The organism is Pseudoduganella dura (genome assembly GCF_009727155.1).
Classification (GTDB): domain Bacteria; phylum Pseudomonadota; class Gammaproteobacteria; order Burkholderiales; family Burkholderiaceae_D; genus Rugamonas; species Rugamonas dura.
The window spans coordinates 1,816,904-1,828,816 of sequence record NZ_WNWM01000002.1; the positions used below are offsets into that span (position 1 = coordinate 1,816,904).

The window sequence follows — 11,913 nt, forward strand, 5'->3', positions numbered from 1 at the left end:
ATGAAAGTAACAATTACTTTATAAATATTATTGACGTAGATTAACCCGACGTTGTCAGATGCAAGATCGTCCTGTGCGCGACCATGCACCGGGGCGGCCCTGTGACAACTGCCGGAGTTAATGAATGTTGAAAGAAACCACCCTGTCCCGTTCGGTCAGGCTGATCTGCGCCGCTGGCGCCGTTGGCCTGTTCGCCCTTCCCGCCCATTCGCAAACGGCCGCGCCCGAGGACCAGCCGGTCCAGCGCGTGCAGATCACCGGTTCGGCGATCAAGCGCATCGATGCGGAAACCGCCGTGCCCGTCACCGTCGTTAAGATGGAAGACATGAAGGCCCAGGGCATCACCACCGTGGAGCAGGTGCTGTCCACCGTCTCGGCCATGCAGGCCACGCAGGGCACCAGCCAGGTCGTGGGCCTGGGCACCGGCGGCGCCTCGTTCGCCGACATGCGCGGCATCGGCGAGAACAAGACGCTGGTGCTGCTGAACGGCCGCCGCCTGGCGAACAACGCGTTCGACAGCTCGGCGCCCGACCTGAACATGATTCCGTTCGCGGCGATCGAACGGGTGGAAGTGCTGCGCGACGGCGCTTCGTCGCTGTACGGTTCCGACGCCGTGGGCGGCGTGATCAACTTCATCACCAGGAAAGACTTCACCGGTGGCATCGTGACGGTCGGCGGCGATTCGCCGCACCACCAGGGCGGCCAGAGCCTGAACACCAATATCGGCCTGGGCTATGGCAATCTGGACACGGACGGCTGGAACTTCTTCGCCATGGGCGACTTCCAGAAGCAGCGCGCCATCGGCGGCCTGGACCGCGATTTCAACACGCGTTACGCGGGCGGTCTGTCGGGTAGCACGAGTCCGGCCAACTACTACCAGGCCGGCGATTCCGGCAATCCGGCCTCGCCGAGCTGTACCAGCGCGCCGAACCTGGTGCCGGACGGTACCAGCTGCAAGATGACGACGTCGAGCTTCGTCGACTACGTGCCGCGCTCCGAGCGCGCCACCGGCCTGTTCAAGGGCACCCTGAAGCTGCCGAACAACCACGAGCTGGGCCTGGAATACCTGGTCAGCCGCAGCAAGGTGGAAAGCGCGATCGCGCCGGTGCCGTACGGCGGCCTGATCATGAACCGCACGCTGGCCAACGGTTCGCTCAACCCTTACTACCCGGGCAATCCTGGCGCCGTAACGCCGAACATCGAGCTCGATCCGGCCTTCACCGGCGAAACGGGCCTGCCCGAAGGCGCCCAGCCCGGCTACATCAACGTAATGTGGCGTAACCTGCCGGGCGGCTCGCGCGCCGACGAAAACATCAACCGCCAGCAGCGCTTCGTCGCTTCGCTGTCCGGCAACGTGGCCGGCTGGGATTACCAGACCGCGCTGTCGTACAACGAGAACAAGGTCAAGGTCAACCTGAATGGCTACAGCGACGGCAACATCATCACCCAGGGTGTGCTCGATGGCGTGATCAATCCGTTCGGCGACCAGACCGCGGCGGGCCTGGACCTGATCCGGTCCGCTGCGCTGAACGGCAATATCCAGAACGCCAAGGGCACCACCAAGACGCTGGACTTCAACGCCAGCCGCGAACTGTCCGACTGGCTTGGCGCCGGCCGTTCCGCCGCGCTGGCCGTGGGCGCCGTGGCGAGCCGCGAGAACTTCGTGATGGCGTCGAACACCGAGTACGCCGAGAAAGTGGTGGCCAGCACGGGCATCGATCCGACCGCGCATAACGAAGGTTCGCGCAATGTCTATGCCGCGTACGCCGAGCTGAACGTGCCGCTGCTGAAGACGCTCGATGTGACCGCTGCCGTGCGCTACGACAAATACAGCGACTTCGGCAACAGCACCAATCCGAAGGTCAGCTTCCGCTGGCAGCCGGCGCAGGAAGTGCTGGTGCGCGGTTCGTATTCGACGGGCTTCCGCGCGCCGTCGTTGTACGAGATCAACTCCTCGCAGACCTATACCAACACGGCCACGCAGAACGATCCGGTGAACTGCCCGAACGGCACGCCGATCCCCGGCAAGGGTTCGGCCACCAACTGCCGCGTGCAGTTCCAGAAACTGCTGGGCGGTAACCAGAACCTGGATCCGGAAGAGTCGAAGAACGCCACGCTGGGCATCGTCTACGAAGGCGTGAAGAACCTGACGCTGTCGGCCGACCTGTGGGCGATCAAGCTGGAACACCAGATCGACAGCCTGTCCGAGGACGACGTGTTCGCCAACGGCGCCAAGTACGCCGCGCTGTACCACCGCAACGCGGCCGGCAACCTGTCGATCGACGGTTCGCAGTGCGTGACGGTCACCAACTGCGGCTATGTCGACCTGCGCACGCAGAACCTGGGCAACATCAAGACCCACGGCGTCGACCTGGCCGCCCAGTACCGCCTGCGCACCGGCGCCTACGGCACGTACAACTTCGCGCTGAACAGCACGTGGGTGCACGGCTTCAAGTACCAGGCCTCCGAAGGCGGCGAATGGATCGACCGCCTGGGCGCCTACCGCGGCACCGGCCCGGTGTTCCGCTGGCAGAACACCGCCAACCTGCGCTGGAACCTGCGCGAGCTGAGCGCCGGCCTGACGGCGAACTACAAGTCGGGCTACCTGGACGCGGACAACGCCTTCGAGGAAAACCACCGCGTGGCGTCGTACACCACGTTCGACGGCTACCTGTCGTGGACGCAGCCGAAGGGCTACGCGATCACGTACGGCGTGCGCAACCTGTTCGACCGCGAACCGCCGCTGTCCTACCAGGAAGACACCTTCCAGGCCGGCTACGACCCGCGTTTCGCCTCGGCGACCGGCCGTACTTTCTACGTGCGCGCTTCGTACAGCTTCTAAGCTGAACGTTGTTCCATGCAGCCCCGCCGGTTCGCGCCGGCGGGGCTTTTTCATGCCTGCCGTTTCCAGCACGCCAGCCTTTGCCGTCCTGGACACCGAAGTTGCGCCGTGTGACATTTGGTGAATTTTGCAGCATTATTTTTCTGATAAGCTCGCCGGCGCATGCACCTACCGCATGCCGTCGATACGCCGGCTCTCCGCCGGACGATGACGCCCGACCCACTCTTCTCCCGACCACTCTTCCTCTCGACACGATCATGAAGCACTACACAATGGCCGGAATGGCGACGATCTCCCTTTCACTGGCCGGCGCCCTGCTTTCGGCGAATGCGACAGCCAGTCCGGAGACGGCCCGCCAGAACCTGGTTGCCAACATGCGCCAGGCAGGGCTCGACACGACGCAGATGGCGGGCGCGAAGGCGGCGCCCACGCCGATCAGGCACCTGTATTCGCTCAGCGATTCGCAAGGCAAATTCCTGTCGTTGATCAATGAAGCGGGCACCTTCTTCGGCGGCACCGGCGGCTACCAGGTCATCCAGGCAACGGGCTTGCCGCGAAAAATGACGGATGGCGAAATGGCGGCATTACGCCGCGAGATGATGGACAACCTCGATGTCGGCAAGCTGATCAAGGTGCAGTATGGCGACGGCGGCGGCCGGAAAATCCTGCTCTTTTCGGCCATCGATTGCCCCGCGTGTCACAGCTTCGAAACCGTCACCGCCAAGATCGGCAAGCTGGACACGACGTACTACGTGATGCCGGGCACCCTGCAGGACATCGCCCAGGGCGGGCTGCAAAAGATGGAAACGGTAACCCGTATCTGGTGTGCCGCGGATAACGAAGCCGCCTGGAAAAACTTCTGGGCAAACAAGACGGTGCCGGATGCGCGCAGTTGCGATATCGATCCGAAGTCGGCGGAGCGCAGCTATGTGCTGCTGCGCGACATCCTGTATTCGGTGGGCATCAAGGTGGTCGGAACGCCTACCGTCATCCGCGAGGATGGCACGATCCTCAAGCGCCCGAAGGAAATCGAGGCATTCCGCAACGCCTTCGGCCCTGCCGGCCTGGCCGGCCTGCCCGCATCCCCGGCGCCGGTGTGGCTTGCCGATGCCGGCCTGGTTGCCGGCGGCACGGCCGTTGCAGCGCCGGCCAGCCCCGCCGCGCAGCCGGGCAAGATCAACACGAAGGATGTATTGATGAAGCTGTTCAAATAAAGCCACCTCACCAAGGAAAAAACAATGAACAAACGCTCCACCGTTGCAACGCTCTTCATTTCAACCGCATTGCTGGCCGGCTGCGGCGACAGCAAGGACGCCAAGCTCTCGGAAATGAACGAGCCGGAAATTGCCAAGGAGTTGCAGGAGGAACTGACGCCGGAAGAACGGAAGCTGTTGCAGACTTATGTCATCAAGCACACGATGAAAAACGATATCGACTACAAGATGACGGTGGAAGACGCGATCGACGCCCAGCGTGAAGAAAACGAAGAGATTGCAAAGATCCAGAAGCGCGCAGCCGAAGTGGCGAACGAGATCCGCTGAAGCGACCGGCCAAGACATTCGACGTACGCATTTCTACCGATTCCAGGCTGAACGTTGCATAACCAAGCCCCGAAACCGGTTCCCCTTTCCAAAATTTTCTGTTCAGAAAAACTGGGGACGTACCCCTGTTTCCAGGAAATTCTTAGGCAGGGTCGCTCACCCAGTAAGTTTCCCTAAAACCAGGGTACGTCCCCAGTTTCGCCGGGAGGCAACAAAAAAGGCGCCGGGAGGCGCCTTTTGCGTTGCTGCGGGAGCGATTACTTCGCGTTGAACAGCGCGACGGTGGTGTCCAGCATGCGGTTCGAGAAGCCCCACTCGTTGTCGTACCACGACGAGACCTTCACCAGGCGGCCGGAGACTTTCGTCAGCGTGGCGTCGAAGTTCGACGATGCCGGGTTGTGGTTGAAGTCCACCGAGACCAGCGGTTCGGTCTGGTACGTCAGCACGCCTTTCAGCGCGCCTTCGGAAGCATCCTTCATGATCTGGTTGACTTCTTCGACGGTGGTGTCGCGCTTGGCGATGAACGACAGGTCGACCAGCGACACGTTGATGGTCGGCACGCGGATCGCGAAGCCGTCCAGCTTGCCGTTCAGTTCCGGCAGCACCAGGCCGACAGCGGCGGCGGCGCCGGTCTTGGTCGGGATCATCGACTGGGTGGCGGAACGGGCGCGGCGCAGGTCTTCATGCATCACGTCGGTCAGCACCTGGTCGTTGGTGTACGAGTGCACGGTGGTCATCAGGCCGTTTTCCAGGCCGATCGTGTCGTTCAGCGGCTTGACCAGCGGGGCCAGGCAGTTGGTGGTGCACGATGCGTTCGAGATCACGGTGTCCGACGCCTTCAGCACGCCTTCGTTGACGCCGAAGACGATCGTCGCGTCGACATCCTTGCCGCCCGGTGCGGAGATGATGACTTTCTTGGCGCCGCCCTTCAGGTGGGCCGAAGCCTTTTCCTTGGTGGTGAAGAAGCCGGTGCACTCCAGCACGACGTCCACGCCCAGCTCGCCCCATGGAATTTCCGAAGGGTTACGCTGCGCGAACACGCGGATCTTGTCGCCGTTGACGATCATGAAATCGCCGTCGACTTCCACGGTGCCGTTGAACTTGCCATGGGCCGTGTCGTAGCGGGTCAGGTGCGCGTTCGACTGCGCGTTGCCCAGATCGTTGATGGCCACGATCTGGATGTCCTGTTTCTTGCCGCCTTCGTAGAAAGCGCGCAGCACGTTGCGGCCGATACGGCCATAGCCGTTGATAGCTACCTTGATCGTCATTACATGTACTCCTGATTAAAGAAAATCGGTTTTTATAGCCGCCAGCACGAGCCCCATGGCTGCGTTGCATTCGTCTCGCCGTACCAGAGTACTGTCTTCGACGATGCGCCTTGCCCTGAGGCTCATGCTGGCGGCTCCTTATCGTGGAACGCCCCAATACAGGATTGGGGCGCGAGGTTCTTTATGCAGCGAAGGTTATACTTTAACTACGGCTTTAGCCTTGGCCACCACGTTCTCCACCGTGAAGCCGAAGTGCTTGAACAGCACGCTGGCCGGCGCGGATTCGCCAAACGTGTCGATACCGACCACGGCGCCTTCCAGGCCCACGTACTTGTACCAGAAAGCGGTCACGCCCGCTTCGATCGCCACGCGCGGAATGCCCTTGCCCAGCACGGCCGCTTTATAGGCGGCGTCCTGGCGGTCGAACACGTCGGTCGATGGCATCGACACCACGCGCACGGCAACGCCTTCGGCCTTCAGCGCGGAGGCGGCGCCCATCGCCAGTTCCACTTCGGAACCGGTGGCGATCAGCACGACTTTCGCGTCGGCGTCATCGGCCAGGATGTAGCCGCCCCTGGCGATGTCGGCGATGGCCTGCTCGGTGCGCTCCTGGAACGGCAGGTTCTGGCGCGAGAAGATCAGCGTGCTCGGGCCATCCTTGCGCTTGACCGCTTCGCCCCATGCCACCATCGATTCGACGGTATCGGCCGGGCGCCAGTTGTCCAGGTTCGGGATCAGGCGCAGCGACGAGACGTGCTCGACGGACTGGTGGGTCGGGCCGTCTTCGCCCAGGCCGATCGAATCGTGCGTGAACACGAAGATCGAACGCTGCTTCATCAGCGCGGCCATGCGCAGCGCGTTGCGGCTGTAGTCGGAGAACGTGAGGAACGTGGCGCCGAACGGGATGTAGCCGCCATGCAGGGCCACGCCGTTCATGATCGCGCTCATGCCGAATTCGCGCACGCCGTAGTTGACGTGGTTGCCCGGCTTGCCGGACCGGATGTTGGTCGACTCTTTCCAGTTCGTCAGGTTCGAGCTGGTCAGGTCGGCCGAGCCGCCCAGGAATTCCGGCAGGATCGCCGACAGCGCCTGGATCGCGTTCTGCGAGGCCTTGCGGGTGGCAATGGTTTCCTTCTTCTCGACGCAGGCGGCAATGGCGGCCTTCAGCGTGTCGTCGAAGCTGGCCGGCAGGTCGCCGTTCATGCGGCGCTTCAGTTCGGCAGCCTCGGCCGGGAAGGCGGCGGCATACGCGTCGAACTTCGTGTTCCATTCGGTTTCGTACGAAGCGCCCTTGTCCTTGAAGTCCCACGCGGTGGTGACTTCTTCCGGCACGATGAACGGCTCGTGGCCCCAGCTGATGTATTCGCGGACGGCGGCGATTTCCTTGTCGCCCAGCGCGGCGCCGTGCACCTTGTCGCCGCCCTGCAGGTTCGGCGAACCCTTGCCGATGACGGTCTTGCAGCAGATCAGCGTTGGCTTGTCGGCTTTCTTGGCCGCTTCGATGGCGGCGTCGACAGCGGTCACGTCATGGCCATCCACGTCGCGGATCACGTTCCAGCCGTAGGCTTCGAAACGCTGCGGCGTATCGTCGGTGAACCAGCCTTCCACCTTGCCGTCGATCGAGATGCCGTTGTCGTCGTACAGCGCAATTAATTTACGCAAACCAAGTGTACCGGCCAGCGAGCACACTTCGTGCGAGATGCCTTCCATCAGGCAGCCGTCGCCGACGAACGCGTACGTGTAGTGATCGACCACGTCATGGCCCGGCTTGTTGAACTCGTTCGCCAGCAGCCACTCGGCCAGCGCCATGCCGACCGCGTTGGCCAGGCCCTGGCCCAGCGGGCCGGTGGTGGTTTCCACGCCCGGCGTGATGTCCACTTCCGGGTGGCCCGGCGTCTTCGAGTGCAGCTGGCGGAAGCCGCGGATGTCGTCCATCGACACATCGTAGCCGGACAGGTGCAGCAGCGCGTAGTGCAGCATCGAGCCGTGGCCGTTCGACAGCAGGAAGCGGTCGCGGTTGACCCACTTCGGATTGGCCGGGCTGTGGCGGTGGTGGCCGCTCCACAGCGCGACGGCGATCTCTGCCATGCCCATCGGCATGCCGGGGTGGCCGGAGTTGGCTTTCTGGACGGCGTCCATCGCCAGCGCGCGGATCGCGTTGGCCATCTGGGTGTGGGGAAGCTTAGCGTTCATAATCAGTTGGAGCGGGAGGTTGGGAATTCCGGGGGCTACAAGCCGTTTCGAGCAGGCTACCGTACTGACACCATGCTGAAACCGCCTTGGCTGCGTAGCCCGCTATTTTACCAGAGGCCGCGGCCGCAGCTTAAAATCAGTGCATTTTGGACTTACTTCAATACCGATGCCACGCTTTTACATCGACGCCCCCCTTGCTTGCGGCCAATTGCTGGACCTGCCGGCCGAGGTGGCGCACCACATCCACGTCGTCCGGCTCGCACCGGGCGATACGCTGACGCTGTTCAACGGCGCAGGCGGCCAGTACGACGCGGTGCTGACGGAAGTCGGCAAGAAAAAGGCGACGGCCGAGCTGCGCGCGTTCGACCCGCGCGAAGCCGAGCTGCCCTACCCCGTGACGCTGGCGCAGGGCTTGCCCGAAGGCACCAAGATGGACTGGATCGTCGAGAAGGCCGTCGAGCTGGGCGTGGCCGCCGTGCAGCCGCTGGCGGCGCGGCGCTGCGTGGTGCGCCTGTCCGCCGAGCGGGCAGAAAAAAAACTGGAGCACTGGCGCGGCGTCGTGGTGGCCGCCGCCGAGCAGAGCGGGCGCAACCGGCTGGCCACGGTGGCCGGGCCAGCCGAGTTCCGCGACTGGATCGGCACGCCGGCGGATGGGCCGCGGCTGCTGCTGTCGCCGCGCGGCACGCAATTGCTGACGGCATGGGCACGGGACGCGGGGCCGCAGGCGGTGACGCTGCTGGTGGGGCCGGAAGGCGGCTTCACGGACGAGGAAGAGGATGCCGCGGTGCGCGGCGGGGCGGTGATGGTGACGATGGGGCCGCGCGTGCTGCGCACGGAAACGGCGGCGCTGGCAGCGGTGTCGATGCTGGCGGCGCTGTGGGGCGGGATGTAACGATAATGCGGCAGCCATAAAAAAGCCCGCGGAGCGATTCCGCGGGCTTCTTTGTTGCTGCCGGCAAGCCGGCAGCAAGGCTTCGATCAGTTGAAACGTACGTTGTACTCGGCGGAGAAACGTGCCGAACGGGGAGCCGAACGGTAGATCTGTGCTTCGTACAGTGCGTAACGAGCCTGGTTGGTATTGTAGCGTTCGTACACCTTCTGCACGTTCTGGTCGTTCAGCACGTTGAATACGTCGACCTTCAGCGCCAGGCCCTTGATGAACGTCGGCCTGTACACCACGTTCAGGTCCAGCGTTTTTTCCCACGGCAGGCGGCCCACGGTCCCGCGCGGCGACGGCGTGTTCTGGCTGCCGGTCGCGCCGAAGCAGTAGTGCGAAGCGGACTGGTAATTGTAGTCCGTCCCCACGGTGGTCGGGTTGGTACCCGAGCACGAACGCGGACGACCCGAAGCCAGGACGGCGGCGCCGCCAACGGTGATTTGCGGCGTGACGTCGTAGAAGCCGATCGCTTTCACCTGATGCTTGCGGTCGTTCGGCAGCAGGCCGTACGCGTAATCCATCAGCTCCGGGTAGTCCCACGTCTGCGTGGCCGCCACGTCGCCCTGGCCGGTCGATGTGTCGGACAGCGTCTGGCCTTCGGTATTACCCTTGCTGCGGGACAGCGTGTAGTTCACCTTGGCATACCAGCCGTTGCGGTACGGGTGTTCCAGGAAGAAGTCCAGCGCCGTGTAGGTACGTTTCGCCTTGTCGAAGCCCAGGTCTTCCTTGGACAGGTGCACCTTCGTGTAGTTGCCGTTCAAGCCGTAGTCGACCAGGAAGTCGTTGGCTTCGCCCGGGTTGAACGATGCGCAAGCGAAGTGCCAGTCGCCGGACACGGCGATATTGTTGGCGGCGGCATAGGCTTCGAACGGACGGCCATCGCAGGTATCGTCGATAGTCGACTGCAGCTTGCGGTAGGTGACCTTGGCGCCGAAGTTGAAGTCTGGCGTGAGCGATTTCTCCAGGCCCAGCGTCAGCTCGTCCTGGAACGAAGGCTTCATGTCCAGTGCGGCAACGGTGTTCGGATCCTTGGCCTGGCCGAATTCGCTGTTGGCCGACAGCACGCCGGTGACCGGGGTCAGGCCGGTCGGGGCGCCGTTGGCATCCGTGCCGGTGTACGTGAAGTACTCGTCGACGCCCAGCGAACCGTTGGCGCCACGCAGCGCGATCATGGTCGGCATCTGCACGGTATAGCGGCCGACACTGCCGAAGACCTTGAACGATGCATCACCCTTCACGTCCCACACGGCCGAAGCGCGCGGAGCGATCTGGTTCTTCATCTCGATGTACTTCGTACCATCCTGGTTGGCGTTGAAGAAGCCTTCGCGGCGCACGCCGACGGTGACGGCGATGTCCTTCGTGACTTGCCAGCGGTCTTCCAGGTATTGGGCATCCTGGCCGGCGAACGCGTTCGACACGGTCGACCTGCGGTTACGCTGAACGTAGTAGCCCTGGGAAGCATAGCCGCCCAGCCCGGCCAGGGCCGGCACTTCGCCACCTGGCACGGCGAAGCTCTGGCCCGGCGTCGGCGTCTTGCCGTAGATCCACAATGCACCACCAGCCAGCTGGTCACCGGCGTTCATCGACTTCATCTTGTTGTTATCGATACCGGCCTTCAGCGTGTGGTCGCCAATGCGGTATTCGATATCCAGGCGCTTCGAGATGACTTCGTCACGCGCGCCGTTGAATGGCTGGTCGTCGGAGAACGTCTGGCCACCGTTATAGTTCAGGCCCGGCACCTGCGTATCCGGCAGTGCCGACACCTGTGCCAGGGTCGGGTTATAGCCTTCCGGTGCATAGATGTGCTCAGCCTCGGACTTGCCGAACAGCGCAGTCACCGTCAGGTCTTCCGTCAGGTTGCCCACGTAGCGCAGGATCTTCGCTTCGCCGCCGTTCGGGTTGAACGGGCCGTATTCCTCATGCGTAGCCGAATTGACGGTGCTGCCCACGGCTCGCGTGGCGTAATTGTACGAACGGTACTGGGTGTCCGTTTCCGGCAGGTCACCCAGCGTCGTGAACTCAAGACGATGGTTGTCGGAGATGTTGTAGTCGAGCTTGAAGAAATAGCGGTTCGTCTTCGTCTCGTAGTCGCGCCAGCCGTTGTCAGCCAGCGTCAGCGCGGTGCGCGCCAGGTACACGCCACTGCTTTCCAGGCTGGTCTGCTCCAAGGCGGCGAACATGAACAGCTTGTCCTGGATAATCGGGCCTCCGACATAGGCGGAGTACTGCTTCTGCTGCACCTGGTTGTCTTCGCGGCGCAGACGCAGCGTGCCATCCGTGGTGGTCGGGAATGCGCCGGTGTTGGCGTAATAGTAATCCTGGTATTTCGCGCGGGTCGACTTCGGCGTGATCGAAGCCAGGCCGCCTGCTTCCCACGTGTTGGTGCCGGACTTGGTGGTGATGTTCATCACGCCGCCGACCGAACGGCCGAATTCCACACCGTAGCCACCCGTCAGCACCTGCGCCTGGGCGATGGCGCCGAACGGCAGTTCGAACGCACCCAGCTGGGTCAGCGGGTTGGTGACAGCGAAGCCGTTGATGTAGTACGCATTCTCGGAGGCGCCGCCGCCACCGAAGCTGGCGCCGGCCGAGTAGGTCGGGTCGCCGCGCGTGGTATTCGGTGCAAGCTGGACGATCGCCTCGACAGTGCGGGCGATCGGCAGTTTTTCCAGTTCACGCGCAGTGAACGTGGCGCCATTGGTGGAGTTGGAAATATCGATGCGGCTGCGGCGTCCGGTCACCTGGACCGCGGTCAGCTCCCCGGTTGCAAAGACGGCTTCGACGCCCGAGCCGGCCAGCACTTCGAGCTGCGTGGTGCTCACGGCAGTGCCACCCTTTTGCAGGGTAGCGGTGTAGCTGCCGATCGGGAGATTCGTGACGCGGAAAGTGCCGTTGGGCTCGATGGTCGTGGTACGAGTCTGGTTCGTGTCGTTGCTCTTCACGATGATCGTATCGCCCGCGCCCGCGGAAACCTTGCCATAGACGGAACCGGCGGCATTCGACTGCGCCATGACTGCTGGCGCAACTGCCATTGACAGCGTGCCTGCCGTGAACGCTACTTGCAGCGCACGAACCAGAACAGTTTTTCTCAACATTTTTGTATTTCCTCAATTTATAAGCTTGTTCGGTAGA

7 protein-coding genes are annotated in these 11,913 nt (G+C 63.0%); 4 read left to right on the forward strand and 3 right to left on the reverse strand.

The features are described from left to right. Positions 1-124: 124 nt before the first annotated feature. From GJV26_RS08015 to GJV26_RS08025, 3 genes are all read left to right on the forward strand, one after another. Positions 125-2,842 (forward strand): TonB-dependent receptor, encoded by a 2,718-nt coding sequence (locus GJV26_RS08015; RefSeq protein ID WP_155708362.1) that lies wholly within the window; start codon positions 125-127, stop codon positions 2,840-2,842. A 257-nt stretch (positions 2,843-3,099) separates the two neighbouring features. Next, positions 3,100-4,056, forward strand: a complete 957-nt coding sequence (locus tag GJV26_RS08020; protein ID WP_155708363.1) for a thioredoxin domain-containing protein — start codon at positions 3,100-3,102, stop codon at positions 4,054-4,056. A gap of 24 nt (positions 4,057-4,080) precedes the next feature. Beyond that, complete coding sequence (locus tag GJV26_RS08025) at positions 4,081-4,383, forward strand: hypothetical protein (RefSeq protein ID WP_155708364.1); 303 nt, start codon at positions 4,081-4,083, stop codon at positions 4,381-4,383. Between the two features lie 257 nt (positions 4,384-4,640). On the opposite strand, the gene gap is transcribed toward GJV26_RS08025, so the two are convergent. Next, on the reverse strand, positions 4,641-5,651 hold the full coding sequence (gene gap, locus GJV26_RS08030) for a type I glyceraldehyde-3-phosphate dehydrogenase (RefSeq protein ID WP_155708365.1): 1,011 nt from the start codon (positions 5,649-5,651) through the stop codon (positions 4,641-4,643). Between the two features lie 195 nt (positions 5,652-5,846). Beyond that, positions 5,847-7,844, reverse strand: coding sequence for a transketolase (gene tkt, locus GJV26_RS08035; RefSeq protein ID WP_155708366.1), 1,998 nt, complete (start codon positions 7,842-7,844; stop codon positions 5,847-5,849). Between the two features lie 166 nt (positions 7,845-8,010). Here tkt and GJV26_RS08040 point away from each other — a divergent pair, with 166 nt between their 5' ends. Beyond that, positions 8,011-8,736 (forward strand): 16S rRNA (uracil(1498)-N(3))-methyltransferase, encoded by a 726-nt coding sequence (locus GJV26_RS08040; protein ID WP_155708367.1) that lies wholly within the window; start codon positions 8,011-8,013, stop codon positions 8,734-8,736. An 86-nt stretch (positions 8,737-8,822) separates the two neighbouring features. On the opposite strand, the gene GJV26_RS08045 is transcribed toward GJV26_RS08040, so the two are convergent. After that, positions 8,823-11,792, reverse strand: coding sequence for a TonB-dependent receptor (locus GJV26_RS08045; RefSeq protein WP_229419218.1), 2,970 nt, complete (start codon positions 11,790-11,792; stop codon positions 8,823-8,825). Positions 11,793-11,913: the final 121 nt, after the last annotated feature.